We start from the raw sequence: 17,874 nt of genomic DNA on the forward strand, positions 1-17,874 counted from the left end.
GACACGGATGTAGTCAGTTGATGGTTGTCGGGCCGCTGTCCAACATCACTCGCCGCACCGCATCCAAGCGGGCAATGCGCAACCTGTCCCGCTCCGTCAGTCCACCTTCCAATTCGATGATGAAGCTCGTATAGGCCTCATCGACACTCGGATCTCCGTAGGGGACGTACCGCCCATCTCCGAAATTGTAGGCCCCCGGGATGCGTGTGCCGTCCAAAGGGGCCGAGATCCTTTGCGCCCTGGCATCATCGATGAGCGGCGATAAAGACTGCAGAAGATCCCGCACATCCTCGCTGTCCGGATATTGCTGCAGCACCCACTCCAGATGCTCGGCTGCTTCCTTGAGCTTTGCTGGGTCGATGGCTTGGGTCATGGCACGCTGTCCTCGAGTAACCGGTAAATTGGATCGCACGATTCTTGTGCAGGTAGTCCGCGTTGTGTGCGGCAGGCCGCTTCAAGGGCAAGTCACTACACGCACGCAAACACGAATGTAGTCAGTTGATGGTTGTCGGGTCGCTGTCCGACATCGCCTGCCTCATGGCATCCATGCGCGCGATGCGCTCTTTGTCTTCTTCGGAAAGGCCCCCTTCGATCTCGTCCACGAAATCGGAGTACGCGTTGTCGACATTGGGCTCCCGGTACGGGATGAATCGACCATCCGTGAAGTCATAAGCACCTGGGACATCGCTACCGTTGATCGGCACGAGTACACGCCCTGCTTTGGCTTCTTCAATCAAAGCCGACAGCGACGTCAACAGACTCTTCACCTCGTCACTGTCCGGGTACTGGTGAAGCACCCATTCCAGGCGCTCCGCAGCATTCTCGAGTTTTTGGGAATCGATGGTTTTCGCCATGACACACCCCCTCCAGTTCAACCCGACCCTTCGAACCACTACCCTTCCAGATCGCTCTCGCGGCCGCATGAATGTGGGCACGATCAACGACCTCTCGTTGTCCTGTCTCCCCGAGCGCTATCGAGCCTGCGAACGATGTCCTTCATGTCCTCACTAAAACCACCACCCATCTCCGTTATAAACCGGGAGTAGGCGCCGTTTACGCTGGGGCGCCTGTAGGCCATGTAGCGCCCATCCCCGAAGTTCCACGTCCCGGGGATATCCGTGCGGATCACGGGCGCAAGCACGCGACCTTGCAGCGCATCCTCGATAAGCGGTGAGAGCGCCTGCAAGAGGGCTTGCACATCATCGTTGTCCGGGTATTGCCTGAGCACCCAGTCAAGATGTTCGGCGGCTTCCTTGAGCTTTGCGGGGTCGATGGCCTGGGTCATGGCAAGTTCCCGTTGCGCACTGGGGAGTATCGGATCGTCGATTCCTTGCGCCAGGGTCCCGGTATGCGCGAGCTCCCTTCCATAACGGCCGGGGCACCTGTCGGACCGCGCCAGCAGAAGCAGTCAGCTGCCACTTGTCTGGCCACCAGTGACCATCGCTTGCCGCATGGCATCGATGCGCGCAAGGAGCAACTTGTCCCGCTCCGTCAGCCCACCTTCGAGTTCGATGATGAAGCGGGCGTAGGCGTCACCGACACTCGGCTCCTTGTAGGGTACGTAGCGCCCATCTCCGTGGTTATACGCACCGGGGACGCGAATACCGTCCATAGGCTCTGAGATCTTTCCCGCCTTGGCGTTCTCAATGAGGGGGCGCAGAGACTGCAGAAGGCTGTACATCCTCCGCATCGGGGTGCTGCTTCAGCACCCACTCCAGGTGCTCGGCGGCTGACTTGAGACGTATGGGATCGATCGCCTGGGCCATGGACACGCTCCGTGTGCTGTGTGCGAAGGGTGGCACGGCTTGCGATGGTGCCACCGTGATGCCCGCCGCGAAGTAGGCGTTTTCCCGAGTTTCGGTGCGGCGAGGCCGCCAAAGAAAAAGCCCCGCATCGCGGGGCTTTTTCGTGTCACGCCTTGCCGGAAGCTCAGGCGAACGGGTCGTCCAGGATGATGGTGTCGTCGCGGTCGGCGCCGGTGGCGACGAGGGCGATGCGGCAGCCGGAGAGTTCTTCCAGCGAGCGCAGGTAGGCGCGCGCGGCGGGGGGTAGCTTGTCCCACTCGCGGATGCCGGCGGTGGACTCTTCCCAGCCCGGGAATTCCAGGTATACCGGCTTGCACTCTTCCCAGCCGTCGGCGTCCAGCGGTGCCAGCTCGCGGCGCTTGCCGCGGTATTCGTAGGCGATGCAGACCTTGATGGACGGCAGGCCGTCGAGCACGTCGAGCTTGGTGATGGCCAGGCCGTTGATGCCGTTGATCTGCACGGCGCGCTTGAGCGCGACGAGGTCGATCCAGCCACAGCGGCGCGGACGTCCGGTGCTGGCGCCGAACTCGTTGCCGACCTTGCGCAGGCGCTCACCCATCTCGTCGTTGAGCTCGGTGGGGAACGGGCCGCCGCCGACGCGGGTGGCGTAGGCCTTGCAGATGCCCAGCACGTAGTCGATGTCGCCCGCGCCCACGCCGGTGCCGGCCAGCGCGCCGCCGACGGTGGTGTTGCTGGAGGTGACGTACGGATAGGTGCCGTGGTCGATATCCAGCAGCGCGCCCTGTGCGCCTTCGAACAGGATGTGGCCGCCTTCCTTGCGCACGTCGTGCAGGATGGTGGCGACATCGTCGACCATCGGACGGATGAACTCGCCGTAGGCCAGCGCGTCGTCGAGCACGGTCTGGTAGTCCACCGGTTCGGCGCCCAGCCACTGGGCGAGGATGAAGTTGTGATACTCGACGGCCGTCTTGATCTTTTCCGGCAGCTCGTGCGGGTACATCAAGTCGGCGACGCGGATGGAGCGGCGGGCGACCTTGTCCTCGTAGGCCGGGCCGATGCCGCGGCCGGTGGTGCCGATGGCGCTCTTGCCGGCCTTGGCCTCGCGCGCCTTATCCACCGCGATGTGGTACGGCATGATCAGCGGCGTGGCGGGGCTGATCTTCAGGCGCGGGCGCACGTTGACGCCGTTGGCCTCCAGCTCCTCGATCTCGCTCTTGAGTGCGGCCGGGCTGAGCACCACGCCATTGCCGATCAGGCACAGCGCGTCGTCGCGCAGGATGCCCGAGGGAATGAGGTGGAGGACGGTCTTCTTGCCCTTGATCACCAGCGTGTGGCCGGCGTTGTGGCCGCCCTGGAAGCGCGCGACGGCGCCTACGCGTTCGGTCAGCAGGTCGACGATCTTGCCTTTGCCTTCGTCGCCCCACTGGGCTCCAAGAATGACTACGGACTTGCCCATGGCTTTGCTCTCGTGTGGCGCCCCGATCGGCGGGGCGGGAGGTACTGCGGTGGTGTTGCCGGTGCTGCGGTGGCGCAGGTCGGTGGCATCCATGTCACCCCGTCACGCCCGCGCGCGACGCACCCTCTGGACTCGTGGCCAGAGCCTCGTGGAACGGGCCGATCGGCGGCCCGCCGGTGTGTCGCGAACGTGTCTCAGCGCTTTCCGGCGCTGTTCTGGAAATACTGCAGGAACGGATCGTCCGGCTTGATGACAAGCACGTTCTTGCCATCGTCGAAGGCGTGACGATACGCCTGCATGGATCGATAGAACGCGAAGAATTCCGGATCCTGACCGTAGGCCTGGGCGTAGATCAGCGCGGCCTGGGCGTCGCCCTCGCCGCGGATCTTGGCGGCGTCACGGTCGGCGTCGGCACGCAGCACCTGGGCCTGGCGGTCGGCGTCGGCGGTGACCGTGGTGGCCATCTGCTCACCGGTGTAGCGCAGCTCGTTGGCCAGCTGCAGGCGCTCGGCCTTCATGCGCTTGTAGACCGAGTCGCTGACCTCGTTGGGCAGCTCGATCTGCTTGATGCGCACGTCCACCACCTCGATGCCGAGACTCTTGCGGGAGGCCAGGTCGGTCTGCTCGCGCACCTTGTTGGTGATGTCGCGGCGGCCGCCGGAGATCAGCTCCTGCAGGGTGCGGCTGTTGAATTCGAAGCGCAGCGCGTTCTTGACGATGGGGCTCAGCCGCTGGGCGGCCTGCACCGGGTCGCCGCCGGTGGCGCGGTAGTAGTCGGCGTTGTTGGCGATGCGCCACTTCACGTAGAAGTCGACGTTGACGCTTTTCTTCTCCGAGGTGAGGTAGCGCTCGGGGCTGGCGTCCATGGTGAGGATGCGGTTGTCGAAGCGCATCACCTGCTGCAGCACCGGCAGCTTGAAGTGCAGGCCGGGCTGGTCGCCGGTGCGCACGATGCGGCCGAACTGCAGCAACAGCGCGGACTGCCCCTCGCCCACCACGTACATGCTGTTGAGGCCGAGCAGGGCCAGCACGATCACGGCGATGATGGCGGAGATCTTCATGGCTGCTTCTCCTGCGAGGCTGCATCGGCGCTGACCGTGGCCCCCGGGCTGAGCTTGCTGCCCAGGCCCGCCGGCAGGTTGATGATGTTGCGACCGCCGGAGCCGTCGACCACCTTCGGGTTGCGCGCCATCACGTCTTCCATGGTTTCCAGCCACAGCCGCTGGCGGGTCACCGCCGGGGCGGCCTTGTATTCCTTCAGCAGCAGGTTGAATCGCTCGGCGTCGCCGGTGGCGCGGGCGATGCGCTCGGCCTTGTCGCCCTTGGCCTGGGCGATGATGCGGGCCGCCTCGCCGGTGGCCTGCGGGATCACCTGGTTGGCGTAGGCATGGGCCTTGTTGACCGCGCTCTGCTTGTCTTCGCGGGCGGCGTTGACGTCGTCGAAGGCGGCCTTCACCTCGTCAGGCGGGGCCACGTTCTGGAAGCTGACGTCGGTGACCTGCAGGCCGGCGTGGTAGCTGTCCAGCGTGTGCTGCAGGGCGTCCAGGGTCTGCTGCTGCAGGGTGATGCGGTCGTCCTTGCCCGGCTTGGCCGCCGCCAGCTTCGCGGCGGTCGCGGCGCTCGCCGAGGCAGCCGAAGCCGGCAGCGAATCGGCGGCGTCGCCCGGGCTGGTGAGGATCTCGTCCATCGAATGCGCACCGACCACCGAGCGCACCGCCGCTTCGGCGGCCTGGGCCAGGGTGTCGTCCGGATCGTTGGTGGAGAACAGGTACTGGCGCGGGTCGGAGACCTGGTACTGCACGTTGTAGGCGACCGAGATGATGTTCTCGTCGCTGGTGAGCATGCGCACCTGGCCGACCTGGGCGCGGATGCGCGTGGTCTCGACCTTGGCCACCGTCTCGATCGGCGCGGGCAGCTTGAAGTGGAAGCCCGGCGTGAGCGTGCGCGAATACTTGCCGAAGCGCAGCACGACGCCGGTCTGGCTGGTGTTGATGACGGTGGCACTGGACACCAGCAGCCACGCCAGCAGCACCGCCAGCACGATGGTGAAGATGCCGCCGGGGCCACCGCCGAGCTTGCCGAAGCGCTGGCGCAGCCGCTTGAGCAGCTGGTCCAGGCCGTTCGGGCCGCTGTTGCCGTTCGGGCGGTTGTTCTTGCCCCAGGGGTCGCGTTGTCCGTCGTTCTTGCCGGGTTCGTTCCAGGCCATGGTCAGTCTCCTTGGGGCCGCTGGGAGGCCGGCAAATACAGCCGGAACACAGGTGTGACGGGTTGGGTCATGACTCGATCGGGCACGCTTGGCGTGAAGGTCCGCCCCGAGGGGCACCACAGGCACAAAACGGGCGCAATTCTACCAGAGCCGTCCGGCGCCTGCGGGTCACTCCAGCGGCGGGGCGGTGCGTTCGAGCAGGTCGCGCAGCAGCACGGCATCGCCGCCGAGGCCGCCGCTCAGCGGAGCGATGACGCTGCGCGGGGCGTCGATGTCCAGGTGCCAGCCGTCCTCGTCGACCCGCTCGCCAGCGATCGCGCCGGCCGCCTTGAGCCGTGCATGCAGGCGACCGGCCGACAGCGGCAGGCGCAGCTCGGAACGCACGCGTTCGCCGCCGAGCAGTTCGCCCAGCGCCTCGCGCAACAGCTCCAGCCCCTGCCCCGTGCCGGCGGACAGCCACACCTGCACCGGACGGCCCTCGCCGTCGCGGACGATGCGCGGCTCGGCGCCGGCCAGGTCGATCTTGTTCATCACGTGCAGCTGCGGCAGGTCGCCGGCGCCGATCTCTTCCAGCACGCCGTCGACCACGCGGTGCAGGCGGTCGCGCTCCTCGTCGGCGGCGTCGCTGACGTGCAGCAGCAGGTCGGCGTCGCGCGCCTCGGCCAGGGTGCCGCGGAAGGCGGCGACCAGGTCGTGCGGCAGGTCGCGCACGAAGCCCACGGTGTCGGCGATCACCGCCGGGCCGCAGCTGAGGTCCTCGATGCGCCGTACGGTGGGGTCGAGCGTGGCGAACAGCTGGTCGGCGGCATACACGCCGCCGGCGGTGATCGCGTTGAACAGGGTGGACTTGCCGGCGTTGGTGTAGCCGACCAGGGCCACCCGCGGCACCGTGTTGCGCAACCGCGCGCGGCGTTGCTGGCCGCGCTGCACCTGCACCTTCTCCAGCCGCTTGGTGAGCATCTTCACCCGCTCGGCGAGCAGCCGGCGGTCGGTTTCCAGCTGGGTCTCGCCCGGGCCGCGGTTGCCGATGGCACCGCCGCGCTGGGCATCCAGGTGGGTCCAGCCGCGCACCAGCCGGGTGGCGATGTGCTTGAGCTGGGCCAGCTCCACTTCCAGCTTGCCTTCGTGCGAGCGGGCGCGCTGGGCGAAGATGTCCAGGATCAGCCCAGCGCGGTCGACCACGCGCACGCCCAGGTGTTTTTCCAGGTTGCGCTCCTGCACCGGGCTGAGCAGGTGGTCGACCAGCACCAGGTCGGCCTCGACCGCGCGGGCCATCTCGGCCACCTCGTCGGCCTTGCCGGTGCCGATGTAGAAGCGCGGGTTGGGCACGTCCACGCGCGCCGGCACCGTGCCGAGGATCTCGGCACCGGCGGATTTGGCCAGCTCGGCGAACTCTTCCGCGCGACGCGCGGCGTCGCCCTCGCCGCGCGAATGCGGCTGGACGAGCAAGGCGCGGTCGCCTCTCTTCTGTCTATCGAACACGGGGGCTTGCGGCTCCGGCGGATGGAACGTCCCAAGCTGGGGGCGACGCCGGCGCGATCAAGCGGGCGGCCGCGTCACGGCCGCCCGCCTGGAGTCAGGCCTCGGCGTCGGCCGCCGTGGCAGGCGTCTCGGACTGGCCCTCGTGGCCATTGCCCACCCGCACGTTGCGACTGGGCACCACGGTGGAGATAGCGTGCTTGTAGACCATCTGGCTGACCTGGTTGCGCAAAAGCACCACGAACTGGTCGAAGGACTCGACCGTGCCCTGCAGCTTGATGCCGTTCACCAGGTAGATGGACACCGGGATGCGCTCGCGGCGCAGGGCGTTGAGAAAAGGATCCTGCAAAGACTGCCCCTTGGACATTGTTCTGGTTCTCCCCCGTCTGATGCGGCGATCCGGACAAAAAAAGCGGGGGATGCCCGCTCCGGACCAAGTGCGGTGGATCTTAACCGCTTTTAAATCGGGGGCGAAAGCGCCGCGACACGCTGGATGGCGGATCGCGATGGCTGTCACATCAGGCATTTACCCGGCATGTCCGAGGAACGGCTCCAGCGCGTCGACGGCACGCCCGGTCAGGCCCGCGCGCTCCGGATCGAGCACGCGCGCGTCCAGCTCGCTGCGCAGCCAGGTGATCTGCCGCTTGGCCAGCTGGCGGGTGGCGTAGATACCGCGGTCGCGCAGTTCGGCGGCGTCGAAGGCGCCGTCCAGGTGCTGCCAGGCCTGGCGGTAGCCGACCGCGCGAATCGCCGGCAGGTCGGCATGCAGGTCGCCGCGGGCCTTGAGCGCACGCACTTCGTCGAGGAAGCCGGCGGCCAGCATGGCGTCGAAACGTTCGGCGATGCGCGCGTGCAGCGGCGCACGGTCGGCCGGCAGCAGGGCCAGCTTCATCACCCGCCACGGGAACGGCTCGCGGCGCTGGCTGCCCTGCAACTCGGAGATCGGCCGGCCGGTGAGCGCGATCACCTCCAGTGCGCGCTGGATGCGCTGGGCATCGTGAATGCCGATGCGCGCGGCGGCGACCGGGTCCTGCCCGGTGAGCCGGGCGTGCAGTTCGGGCCAGCCGATCTCCGCGGCCTCGGCGCCGATCTGCGCACGCAGCTCGGCATCCGCCTCCGGCAGCGCCGACAGCCCCTGCTGCAGGGCACGGAAATACAGCCCGGTACCGCCGACCAGCAGCGGCACCCTGCCCGCCGCGGTGATCGCCCGCATCGCCTCCAGCGCGTCGGCGCGGAAGTCGGCGGCCGAATACGGTTCGGCCGGGTCGCGGATGTCGATCAACGCGTGCGGGTAGCGCGCCAGCGTGGCGGCATCGGGCTTGGCGCTACCGATATCCAGGCCGCGGTAGACCAGCGCCGAGTCCACGCTGACGAGGGCGACCGGGAAGCGATCGGCCAGCGTGCAGGCGAGTGCGGTCTTGCCCGACGCGGTCGGGCCCATCAGGAAGATCGCGAGCGGTCGCGCATCGGTAGTCATCCGGCAAGTGTAGAGACAGCCGCCTGCGGGTGGGCCGGGTCAACGGCAACCGCCGACCACACGTTGCCTGCCCACCCCGCCTTTGCGCCCAGGCCACGCCGATGCCACGACTGTCCCTCTACCATGCACCGGCGCTCGCCCTGGCCCTGCTGTGCTGCGCATCGCCAGCCTTGCGCGCGGCCGCGCCCGACACGGCGGACCTCAGCGGCATCTGGCGGCTGGATGATGGCGCCAGCAACGCACCCGCGGCGGTGGAAGCGCTGCTCCGGTACGAGGCGACGCGCGAACAGTCGCCGCAGCTGCCGCACCCGCCCGGGAGCTCCAGCACCGGCGCGGGGCGCCCGGCCAATGGCGCCGGACAGCATCATGAAGGCATCGGTGGTGGCGGTTTCGGCGGACGCGGCGGCGGCATGGGCGGCGGCGGCTTCGGTGGTCACGCAGGTGGCATGGGCGGCGGACACCATGGCGGGCGCCACCACGGCGGCGACAGGCCGTCCGGCGACCATGCAAGCGCGGCGCCGACGCACTTCGCCACACCGCCCTGGCTGGACGACGACGGCGTGCTGATCGTGCAGGAGGAGGCCCATGCCCTGCAGTTGCGACTGGATTCCGGCACCCAGCTCGACCTGCGCTTTGGCCATCCGGCGCAGCAGGGATTCAACGGCAGCGCGCTGGTGCGCAGCTTCCGCGACGCCGTCGGGGTGCATGTGGAGATGCGCTACGCCGATGGCTCACGGCTCACCCAGGACTGGGCGCTCGGCGCCGACCGCCGGCATCTGGTGCTGCACCAGCGGTGGCAGCTGCCGTCGCTGCAGCGCCCGGTGGACTTCGTGCAGGTCTACCAGCGGCTGAACTGAGCCGCCGCATGCTGCGCTGCCGAAGCGGCGCGTGGCGCACGGCCCGTATAATCGTCGCCCGATTCCGCGGCCGCCCCGCCGCGTCACCCCACCCACGGATGTCCCCATGCCTCAGACGATGAAAGCCCTGGTCAAGCGCCACGCCGAACCCGGCATCTGGATGGAAGAAGTCCCCGTGCCCGAGGTCGGCCCGAACGAGGTGCTGATCAAGCTGGAGAAGACCGCGATCTGCGGTACCGATCTGCACATCTACAAGTGGGACGAGTGGAGCCAGCGCACGATCAAGCCGGGCCTGACCATCGGCCACGAGTTCGTCGGCCGCATCGTGGAGATCGGCCCGGGCGTGACCGGGTACAGCATCGGCGACCGCGTCTCGGCCGAAGGTCACATCGTCTGCGGCCACTGCCGCAACTGCCGCGCCGGCCGCCAGCACCTGTGCCCGAACACGGTGGGCATCGGCGTGAATCGCAGCGGCGCGTTCGCCGAATACATGACCATGCCGGCCTCCAACCTGTGGCCGATCCCCGACCAGATCCCGTCCGAGCTGGCCGCGTTCTTCGACCCCTACGGCAACGCCGCGCACTGCGCGCTGGAGTTCGACGTGATCGGCGAGGACGTGCTGATCACCGGCGCTGGCCCGATCGGCATCATCGCGGCGGGCATCTGCAAGCACATCGGTGCGCGCAACGTGGTGGTCACCGACGTCAACGATTACCGCCTGAAGCTGGCTGCCGACATGGGCGCCACCCGCGTGGTGAACGTGGCCAACCAGTCGCTTCGCGACGTGGTGAAGGACCTGCACATCCAGGGTTTCGACGTGGGCCTGGAGATGAGCGGCAACCCGCGCGCCTTCAACGACATGCTGGAAGTGATGTACCACGGCGGCAAGATCGCCATGCTCGGCATCATGCCGCGCGGCGCCGGCATCGACTGGGACAAGGTGATCTTCAAGGGCCTCACCCTGCAGGGCATCTACGGCCGCAAGATGTACGAAACCTGGTACAAGATGACGCAGATGGTGCTGACCGGCTTCCCGCTGCAGAAGGTGCTCACCCACCAGATCGCCATCGACGACTTCCAGCGCGGCTTCGACCTGATGGCCGAAGGCCATTGCGGCAAGGTGGTCTGCAGCTGGACCTGAGGCCACCGGCCTGATTCGCCGGCCGCCCCGCGCGGCCGGCACCGCAACTGATCCGCTGGAACTTTCGCCCCGCCACATCTGTGCGTCTGCGGGGCTTCTTCGTACACTTCCGTACGGGTCCGCAGGGGCAACGGAACCACCACCCGTGGCCGGCACGCGGCCGGTGCCCAGGGAGTGTTGCGATGCGCGTCCGACGTCTGCTGGAAGACCCCCGCGCCACCCGCGCGCTCGACCGTGCCCGCGAGCTGGGGCGCTCCCGGCGCACCCGCCGAACGCTGGCGATCGTCGCCGTGCTGCTGGTGCTGTTCGGCCTGCTCGGCTTCTTCGCTGCGCCGCCGATCCTGCGCGGGCAGATCGAGAAACGCGCCAGCGCGGCGCTGTCCCGCCCGGTGACGCTGGGCAAGGTGCACTTCAATCCGTTCACCCTGCGCCTGCAGCTGGACCACCTGCATATTGGCGGCCGCGACGGCAAGGCCGCCTTCGTCGACGTGGACCAGGCGGTGATCAACGCCTCGTGGACCTCGCTGTTCCGCATGGCGCCGGTGCTTGATGCCCTGCGCCTGGATCACCCGCAGATCAGCCTGACGCGCGGTGCGGACGGCCGCTTCAACTTCTCCGACCTGATCGACCGCTACGCCGCCAGGCCGGGCGCCCCGCCCTCGCCGCCGGCGCGTTTCGCGCTGGCCAACATCGAGGTGAAGAACGGCGATATCCGCTTCGACGACCAGCTTGCGAAGGCTACCCACCGGATCGACCAGCTGGACGTCGGTATCCCGTTCCTGGCCAACCTGCCCAGCGACACCGATATCTACGTGCAGCCGCTGCTGGCGATGCGGGTGGACGGCAGCCCGCTGCGCATCGGCGGACAGACCAAGCCGTTCGCGAACTCGCGCGAATCGATCATGCATGTCCAGTTCGACAAGCTGGACCTGCCGCGTTACCTCGCCTACGTGCCGCCGGCCGCGCTGCCGGTGGCGATCCCGAAGGGCCTGCTCAGCGGCGTGCTGGATCTGCACTTCGTGCAGAGCCAGCCCAGCCCGCAACTCAAGCTCACCGGTCACCTGCAGTTGGACGACTTCGCGCTGGCCACGCGCCAGGGGGCGCCGATCCTCGACCTCGGCCATGGCGGTGCGCAGCTCGTCGACGTGCAGCCGCTGGTTTCGCGCTACCACCTGGGCGCCGTGGCGCTGGACCACGCCGCGCTGAGCTACCGGCAGGATGCCGGAGGCCACAGCAACTTCGATGCGTTGACCTCCGGCAGCCCTGCCCCCGCCGGCCAGCCGCCGGCCGCACCCACCGACTTGCGCATCGACGGGCTATTCCTGACCGACAGCGCGGTGCACTACACCAACGCGACCCAGCAGACGCTGGACCTGGTCAGCCTGCGCGGCGCCCTGCACGGCCTCAGCCTGCTGCAGGCCCCCGCCGGCACGCTGAACCTGGCTGCCGGACTGGGCGGTGGCGCCATCACCGCCAAGGGCACGCTGGATCTGGCCGCCGGCCAGCTCAAGGCCACGCTCGGCCTGAAGCAGGTGGCGGTGGCGCCGCTGCAGGCGATCGCCGCGCCCGACCTGCACACGCCGGTCACCCAGGGACGGCTCGATGCCGGCGGCCAGCTCGCGCTCGACTGGGGCAAGGCGGTCAACGTGCACCTGACCGACGCACATGCCACGGTGGACGATTTCGCGCTTGCCCCGCTGCAGAAGGATCACGGCCCGGTCATCGCGTGGAACAAGCTCGATGCGGCGATTCCGCTGTTCGACCTGGCCAGCCGGCAGGTCCAGCTGGGCGACGTGAGCCTGCATCAGCCGGCGCTGGACATCGAGCGGGCGCGCAACGGCCGGCTGAGCCTGATGGAACTGATGCCGGAAACGCCCGCGGCCGCTGCGGACGATCGCGCGGCCGCGGCCCCCTGGCACTGGCAGCTGGGCCACTTCGCGCTGGACGATGGCAGCGTGGACTTCACCGACCTGGCCGCCGGCTCGCGGCCGGTGACCACCCGGCTCACGGCCATGAAGGGGCACCTGGACGACCTCAGCGACAAGCTCGGCGAAGCGCGGCCCTTCGCCCTGCAGGGCGCGCTCGATCGCGGCAGCTTCGATGCCAGCGGCACGCTGCGCCCGGACCCGGTCGGCGCCGAGCTGAAGCTGACCACGCGCAACCTCGATATCGCCCGCTTCGAGCCCTACCTCAGCGTGCCGCTGAACGTGACCATCGCCGACGCGCGCCTGACCAGCGACGGCAAGCTGCACTACGACGCCCGCGGCCGCACGCCGTCGCTGCGCTACCAGGGCAACGCGGCGCTGGAACGGGTGCGCGTGCAGGACAAGGTCACCGGCGACGACTTCCTGCGCTGGCGCGCGCTCACCGCGTCGCGGCTGGACGCCGAGATCGGGCCGGGCACGCCGCGGGTGGACATCGGCGCGCTGGTGCTCACCTCGTTCTATGCCCGCGTGATCATCAATGCGGATGGACGGCTGAACCTGTCCGACGTGGTGGCCTCGCCGGAGTCCGCCCCGGTGTCGGTGACCCGCGCCGAGGGCAGCACGCCCGCGCCACCCGCCAGCGCCCCCACGCCGTCGCCAGCCGCGTCGACCGCCGTGGCACAAGCACCGGCACCGGCGACGAGCGCGGCACCAGCGGCCGACATCCACCTCGGCGGCATCACCCTGGTGAACGGCCAGCTCAACTACACCGACAACTTCATCAAGCCCAACTACACCGCCAACCTCACCAAGCTCACCGGCAAGATCGGCGCCTTCGGCACCAAGCCCGGCGACCCGCCGGCCGACCTCGCCGTGCAGGCCGCGCTGGACGAGAACTCGCCGGTGGACATCAGCGGCACCATCAACCCGCTGCAGCCGGTGGCCTTCCTCGACATCAAGGGCAAGGCCGACGAGGTGGAGCTGACCCGGCTGGCCGCGTATTCGCGCAAGTACGCCGGCTACCCGATCACCTCGGGCAAGCTCAACATGGACGTCCACTACCAGCTCGACAACCGCAAGCTGGAGGCCGACAACCACATCTTCATCACCCAGCTTACCTTCGGCGACCGCGACAACAGCCCCGGCGTGAAGCACCTGCCGGTGAAGCTGGCCGTGGCGCTGCTGCGCGACACCGAGGGCAACATCGACGTGAACCTGCCGGTGTCCGGCTCGCTGGACGACCCGCAGTTCAGCGTCGGCGGGCTGGTCTGGCGGGCACTGGGCAACCTGATCGCCAAGGCGGTGACCGCGCCGTTCCGCCTGCTCGGCGCCGCGTTCGGCGGACCAGGCGCGGATCTCGGCTACGTCGAGTTCGCGCCCGGCTCGGCGATCCTCGATGCCAAGGCGCAGGAGCGGCTGGGCAAGCTGGTGGCGATCCTCCAGAAGAAGCCCTCGCTGAAGCTGGACATCATCGGCCGGGTCGACCCGACCAAGGACCGCGACGGCCTGCGCAAGGTCACCGTGGAGAACCTGATCCGCCGCGAGCTGGTGCTCGACGAAAAGGGCAAGGACGCCGACGTGTCCGACACCGCCCTCGCGGAGGTGCGGGTAACGCCGGACCAGGTCGAGAAATACCTCAAACGCGCGTACAAGCACGACGACATCCCGAACAAACCGCGCAACTTCCTCGGCCTGAAGAAGTCGCTGGACCCGGACGAGATGCGCGGCCTGATGGAAGCCAACGTGGCGGTGGACGAGCCGGCGATGCGTGCCCTGGCCAAGCGCCGCGCCGACGCCGTGCGCAGCTGGCTCACCGGCAAGCTCGATGCCGCCCGCTACGACGAGAAGCCGGTGGTGCTCGATGCCAAGGGCATCGACGACAAGGGCAAGACCACCCGGGTGGATTTCGGCCTGCACCAGTAGCGGCGGCCGGCGGCGGGGCTTCCTTCCCAGCCCCGCCGCGAGCGGCGACAATAGCGTTTTGCCCTCGCACAAGGTCCCCGCCATGAGCTACCCCGGCCAGTCCCGTTTCGCCGCCGAACTCGCCTCCATCCGCGAGCAGGGCCTGTTCAAGGCCGAGCGCGTGATCGTCTCGCCGCAGTCGGCCGAGATCGAACTGGAGGGCGGCCGCAAGGTGCTCAACTTCTGCGCCAACAACTACCTCGGCCTGGCCGATCATCCGGACGTGATCGCCGCCGCCAAGGAGGCGCTGGATACCCACGGTTTCGGCATGGCCAGCGTGCGCTTCATCTGCGGCACGCAGGACCTGCACAAGCAGCTGGAGAAGAAGATCGCCGAGTTCTTCGGCACCGAGGACACCATCCTCTACGCCGCCTGCTTCGACGCCAACGGTGGCCTGTACGAGCCGCTGCTGGGCGAGGAGGACGCAATCATCTCCGACGCGCTCAACCACGCCTCGATCATCGACGGCATCCGCCTGTGCAAGGCCAAACGTTTCCGCTACGCCAACTGCGACATGGCCGACCTGGAGCAGCAATTGCAGGCCGCCGACGCCGCCGGCGCGCGCACCAAGCTGATCACCACCGACGGCGCGTTCTCGATGGACGGCTTCATCGCGCCGCTGGACCAGATCACCGCACTGGCCGAGAAGTACAACGCACTGGTGCACATCGACGAATGCCACTGCACCGGCTTCCTCGGCGCCACCGGTCGCGGCTCGGCCGAAGTCAACGGCGTGATGGACAAGGTCGACATCTTCACCGGCACCCTGGGCAAGGCGCTGGGCGGCGCGCTGGGCGGTTTCACCACGGGACCGGCCGAGGTGATCGAGATGCTGCGCCAGCGCTCGCGCCCCTACCTGTTCTCCAACTCGCTGCCGCCGCACGTGGTGGCCGCGGCGATCAAGGTCTTCGACATGCTGGAGAGCGCCGGCGAGCTGCGCACCCGGGTGCAGGAGAACACCGCCTATTTCCGCCAGCAGATGACCGCCGCCGGCTTCGACATCAAGCCCGGCGTGCACCCGATCGTGCCGGTGATGATCTACGACGCGCCGAAGGCGCAGGCGATGGCGAGCGCCCTGCTGGAGGAAGGCATCTACGTCACCGGCTTCTTCTTCCCGGTGGTGCCCAAGGGCCAGGCGCGCATCCGCACCCAGATGAGCGCGGCGCACACCCGCGAGCACCTGGATCGCGCGATCGACGCGTTCACGCGCATCGGCAAGCGGCTGGGCGTGATCGGCTGAGGTGGGGGTGCCTCCCGTTGAGAGAGGAAGCTTAAGCGAGAGGCTTCGCGCTGAAGGGGAGCCCAAGCTTCGCTCCCTCTCCCCTGCACAAGCTCGGAGGAGAGGCTTACGCCTGAGGCTTTGCGCTAGCGCTCTGCTCCCTCTCCCCTGAACAGCTTCATCGTTCGGGGGAGAGGGCCGGGGTGAGGGGGCCGTTCTTGCCTTACCTACGCCGCACCTCACCGACAAACACCCAAAAAGCCCAAAGCGCCCCCTCACCTAACCCTCTCCCCCGAGCCGGCTCGGAGGAGAGGGCTTTAAGCGCGAAGCCACGCGCTAGCGGGGAGCCCGCGCTTCGCTCCCTCTCCCTTGAACAGCTTCTCCGTTCGGGGGAGAGGGCTGGGGTGAGGGGGCTCTTGCCTTGCACGCGGCGTCTCTGATCACGAACGGCAACCCCACAAGCCCTTCTCTGCTGAATCACCCACGCCGCAAAGCATGTACCTCGTCGGGAGTGAGGTGTCGCCACTCGCCCTTGGGCAATTCGCCCAGGACCAGCGGACCGATGGCCACGCGGATCAGGCGCAGCACGCCGATCTCGTGCGCGGCCAGCAGCCGGCGGATGTGCCGGTTGCGACCCTCGTCCAGCACGACTTCCAGCCAGGCGTATTTCTCACCCTCGCGCAGCACGTTCACCGCCACCGTCCCCAGCCGCTCGCCGGCATCGACCACGCCTTGGCGTAGGTTGGCCATCAGCGCCTCGTCCGGGCGGCAGTCGACCTGCACGTGGTAGGTCTTGTCGACGTGGTGCTTCGGCTCGGTGAGTCCGGCCGCCCACCCGGTGTCGTTGCTGAGCAGCAGCAAACCTTCGCTGGCCCGGTCGAGCCGGCCAACCGGGCCGAGCCACGGCAGCCCGGCACCTTCCAGCAGCCCGTAAACGGTGTCGCGGCCGCGCTCGTCCGACGCGCTCACGACCACCCCGCGGGGTTTGTTGAGTGCGATATAGACGCGATCGGCCGCACCGACCGGGCGACCGTCCAGGGCCAGCCGCTCGCGTTCGGCGTCGGTGGGGCGTTCCGGGTCGCGGATGCGGCGGCCGTCGACCGTCACCCTCCCCTCGCGCACCGCCTGCTCGGCCTGGCTGCGCGAGCACACGCCGAGCTTGCTCAGGACACGGGCAAGGCCGTGCCGCGGACGACCGGAAGCAGGGGCGGACGGACGGAGGGGGCGAGGCATTGCGTCAGCGTAGCGAGCCGCCGCAAGCGACGGCAACACGCCGGGGGGGGCCTGTTTGAGTGCAGCATCGTCCGCACGGCGGAGGGAAACGTTCGCCGACGTATGTCGCCGCAGCGACGATCGGGCTGGTCCAGTGCATCCGCACCGACATGGCGCGCGTATCTTCTCGCGTCCCCTGTCACCATTCCAAATGGATCCAACACCCCCATGACCAGCGGCCCTGCGGCACCCCCCATGATCAAGCGGATGGCGACCGGGCTGGCGCGCTGGGTCGATACCAGTGCGCAGGACACCACCGGCGACGAGGACGACGGCATCGACTGGACCCGCGTGCTGCCGTTCATCGGCATGCACCTGGCCTGCGTGGCAGCGATCTGGGTCGGCTTCTCCTGGTTCGCCTTCTGGGTCGCACTGGGTCTGTATGCACTGCGCATGTTCGCGATCACCGCGTTCTACCACCGCTACTTCTCGCATCGGGCATTCAAGACCTCGCGCATCGTGCAGTTCGTGTTCGCCGTGATCGGCGCCAGCGCGGTGCAGCGCGGTCCACTGTGGTGGGCCGCGCACCACCGAAACCACCATCGCCACGCGGACACCCCGGCCGACGTGCACTCGCCGGTGCAGCACGGATTCCTGCGCAGCCACATGGGCTGGTTCATGACCCGCAGCGGCTTCCGCACCGACTGGTCGAAGATCCCCGACCTGGCGAAGTACCCCGAACTGCGCCTGCTCGACCGCTTCGACCTACTGGTGCCGGTGGCGCTGGCCGTGGGTCTGTTCTTCTGGGGTCGCTGGCTGGGGGCGACGCATCCGGAGTTGGGAACCGATGGCCCGCAGCTGCTGGTGTGGGGTTTCTTCATCTCCACCATCGTGTTGTTCCACGTGACGGTGACGATCAACTCGCTGGCGCACCGCTTCGGCAGCCGCCGTTTCGAGACGCGCGACAACAGCCGCAACAACTGGATGCTGGCGCTGCTCACTTTCGGCGAGGGCTGGCACAACAACCACCATTTCTTCCCGGGCTCGGCCCGGCAGGGCTTCCGCTGGTGGGAGGTGGACCTGACCTTCTACCTCCTGCGCATGCTCTCGCTGTTCGGCGTGGTGCGCGGCCTGAAGGCCGTGCCGGCCGGCCTCAAACGTGGCCAGCGCTGAG

16 protein-coding genes are annotated in these 17,874 nt (G+C 68.2%); 5 read left to right on the forward strand and 11 right to left on the reverse strand.

Annotated features, from left to right (window positions below; translation table 11 throughout):
• Nucleotides 1-13 precede the first annotated feature (13 nt).
• The 10 genes from NC595_RS20030 to miaA form a co-directional block, all read right to left on the reverse strand.
• The gene (locus NC595_RS20030) at nt 14-373 is read right to left on the reverse strand and encodes a hypothetical protein (protein WP_253569152.1); all 360 of its coding nucleotides are present in this window, start codon (nt 371-373) and stop codon (nt 14-16) included.
• 121 nt (nt 374-494) lie between these two features.
• Nucleotides 495-854, reverse strand: coding sequence for a hypothetical protein (locus NC595_RS20035; RefSeq protein WP_253569153.1), 360 nt, complete (start codon nt 852-854; stop codon nt 495-497).
• An 83-nt stretch (nt 855-937) separates the two neighbouring features.
• Nucleotides 938-1,285, reverse strand: coding sequence for a hypothetical protein (locus tag NC595_RS20040; RefSeq protein WP_253569154.1), 348 nt, complete (start codon nt 1,283-1,285; stop codon nt 938-940).
• A gap of 123 nt (nt 1,286-1,408) precedes the next feature.
• Nucleotides 1,409-1,681: a hypothetical protein gene (locus NC595_RS20045; RefSeq protein ID WP_253569155.1), complete on the reverse strand. Its 273-nt coding sequence runs from the start codon at nt 1,679-1,681 to the stop codon at nt 1,409-1,411.
• A 248-nt stretch (nt 1,682-1,929) separates the two neighbouring features.
• Entirely contained in the window at nt 1,930-3,222 is a 1,293-nt protein-coding gene (locus NC595_RS20050; protein ID WP_253569189.1) for an adenylosuccinate synthase, read from the reverse strand.
• 194 nt (nt 3,223-3,416) lie between these two features.
• Nucleotides 3,417-4,283: a protease modulator HflC gene (gene hflC / locus NC595_RS20055; protein WP_253569156.1), complete on the reverse strand. Its 867-nt coding sequence runs from the start codon at nt 4,281-4,283 to the stop codon at nt 3,417-3,419.
• Nucleotides 4,280-5,428, reverse strand: a complete 1,149-nt coding sequence (gene hflK, locus NC595_RS20060; RefSeq protein WP_253569157.1) for an FtsH protease activity modulator HflK — start codon at nt 5,426-5,428, stop codon at nt 4,280-4,282. Before hflK ends, hflC begins: the two co-directional genes overlap by 4 nt.
• A 168-nt stretch (nt 5,429-5,596) precedes the next feature.
• Nucleotides 5,597-6,910 (reverse strand): ribosome rescue GTPase HflX, encoded by a 1,314-nt coding sequence (gene hflX, locus NC595_RS20065; protein ID WP_253569158.1) that lies wholly within the window; start codon nt 6,908-6,910, stop codon nt 5,597-5,599.
• Between the two features lie 94 nt (nt 6,911-7,004).
• The gene (gene hfq, locus NC595_RS20070) at nt 7,005-7,274 is read right to left on the reverse strand and encodes an RNA chaperone Hfq (RefSeq protein WP_253569159.1); all 270 of its coding nucleotides are present in this window, start codon (nt 7,272-7,274) and stop codon (nt 7,005-7,007) included.
• Between the two features lie 159 nt (nt 7,275-7,433).
• Complete coding sequence (gene miaA / locus NC595_RS20075; RefSeq protein ID WP_253569160.1) at nt 7,434-8,384, reverse strand: tRNA (adenosine(37)-N6)-dimethylallyltransferase MiaA; 951 nt, start codon at nt 8,382-8,384, stop codon at nt 7,434-7,436.
• 101 nt (nt 8,385-8,485) lie between these two features.
• Between miaA and NC595_RS20080 the strand changes: the two genes are divergently transcribed.
• From NC595_RS20080 to kbl, 4 genes are all read left to right on the forward strand, one after another.
• Nucleotides 8,486-9,241: a hypothetical protein gene (locus NC595_RS20080; protein WP_253569194.1), complete on the forward strand. Its 756-nt coding sequence runs from the start codon at nt 8,486-8,488 to the stop codon at nt 9,239-9,241.
• A gap of 106 nt (nt 9,242-9,347) precedes the next feature.
• Nucleotides 9,348-10,382, forward strand: coding sequence for an L-threonine 3-dehydrogenase (gene tdh, locus NC595_RS20085; protein ID WP_253569161.1), 1,035 nt, complete (start codon nt 9,348-9,350; stop codon nt 10,380-10,382).
• 182 nt (nt 10,383-10,564) lie between these two features.
• On the forward strand, nt 10,565-14,230 hold the full coding sequence (locus NC595_RS20090; protein WP_253569162.1) for a DUF748 domain-containing protein: 3,666 nt from the start codon (nt 10,565-10,567) through the stop codon (nt 14,228-14,230).
• An 82-nt stretch (nt 14,231-14,312) separates the two neighbouring features.
• Nucleotides 14,313-15,509 (forward strand): glycine C-acetyltransferase, encoded by a 1,197-nt coding sequence (kbl, locus tag NC595_RS20095; protein ID WP_253569163.1) that lies wholly within the window; start codon nt 14,313-14,315, stop codon nt 15,507-15,509.
• Nucleotides 15,510-15,965: 456 nt separating this feature from the next.
• Here kbl and NC595_RS20100 read toward each other — a convergent pair whose 3' ends face one another.
• A complete protein-coding gene (locus NC595_RS20100) occupies nt 15,966-16,721 on the reverse strand; it encodes a pseudouridine synthase (protein ID WP_253569164.1) in 756 nt (251 codons plus the stop codon).
• Nucleotides 16,722-16,904: 183 nt separating this feature from the next.
• On the opposite strand from NC595_RS20100, the gene NC595_RS20105 reads away from it, so the two are divergent.
• Nucleotides 16,905-17,873 (forward strand): acyl-CoA desaturase, encoded by a 969-nt coding sequence (locus tag NC595_RS20105; protein WP_425493180.1) that lies wholly within the window; start codon nt 16,905-16,907, stop codon nt 17,871-17,873.
• The last annotated feature ends 1 nt before the right edge of the window (nt 17,874 follow it).

Source organism: Dyella lutea, assembly GCF_024158035.1.
Lineage (GTDB): Bacteria > Pseudomonadota > Gammaproteobacteria > Xanthomonadales > Rhodanobacteraceae > Dyella_A > Dyella_A lutea.

Excerpts from the sequence above, each read along its gene's own strand:
- NC595_RS20035 (WP_253569153.1), bottom strand. The coding sequence starts at position 854 with ATGGCGAAAACCATCGATTCCCAAAAACTCGAGAATGCTGCGGAGCGC.
- NC595_RS20090 (WP_253569162.1), top strand. The coding sequence starts at position 10,565 with ATGCGCGTCCGACGTCTGCTGGAAGACCCCCGCGCCACCCGCGCGCTC.
- NC595_RS20100 (WP_253569164.1), bottom strand. The coding sequence starts at position 16,721 with ATGCCTCGCCCCCTCCGTCCGTCCGCCCCTGCTTCCGGTCGTCCGCGG.
- hflC (WP_253569156.1), bottom strand. The coding sequence starts at position 4,283 with ATGAAGATCTCCGCCATCATCGCCGTGATCGTGCTGGCCCTGCTCGGC.
- NC595_RS20030 (WP_253569152.1), bottom strand. The coding sequence starts at position 373 with ATGACCCAAGCCATCGACCCAGCAAAGCTCAAGGAAGCAGCCGAGCAT.
- kbl (WP_253569163.1), top strand. The coding sequence starts at position 14,313 with ATGAGCTACCCCGGCCAGTCCCGTTTCGCCGCCGAACTCGCCTCCATC.
- NC595_RS20040 (WP_253569154.1), bottom strand. The coding sequence starts at position 1,285 with ATGACCCAGGCCATCGACCCCGCAAAGCTCAAGGAAGCCGCCGAACAT.
- hfq (WP_253569159.1), bottom strand. The coding sequence starts at position 7,274 with ATGTCCAAGGGGCAGTCTTTGCAGGATCCTTTTCTCAACGCCCTGCGC.
- NC595_RS20080 (WP_253569194.1), top strand. The coding sequence starts at position 8,486 with ATGCCACGACTGTCCCTCTACCATGCACCGGCGCTCGCCCTGGCCCTG.
- miaA (WP_253569160.1), bottom strand. The coding sequence starts at position 8,384 with ATGACTACCGATGCGCGACCGCTCGCGATCTTCCTGATGGGCCCGACC.
- NC595_RS20045 (WP_253569155.1), bottom strand. The coding sequence starts at position 1,681 with ATGTACAGCCTTCTGCAGTCTCTGCGCCCCCTCATTGAGAACGCCAAG.
- NC595_RS20050 (WP_253569189.1), bottom strand. The coding sequence starts at position 3,222 with ATGGGCAAGTCCGTAGTCATTCTTGGAGCCCAGTGGGGCGACGAAGGC.
- hflK (WP_253569157.1), bottom strand. The coding sequence starts at position 5,428 with ATGGCCTGGAACGAACCCGGCAAGAACGACGGACAACGCGACCCCTGG.
- tdh (WP_253569161.1), top strand. The coding sequence starts at position 9,348 with ATGCCTCAGACGATGAAAGCCCTGGTCAAGCGCCACGCCGAACCCGGC.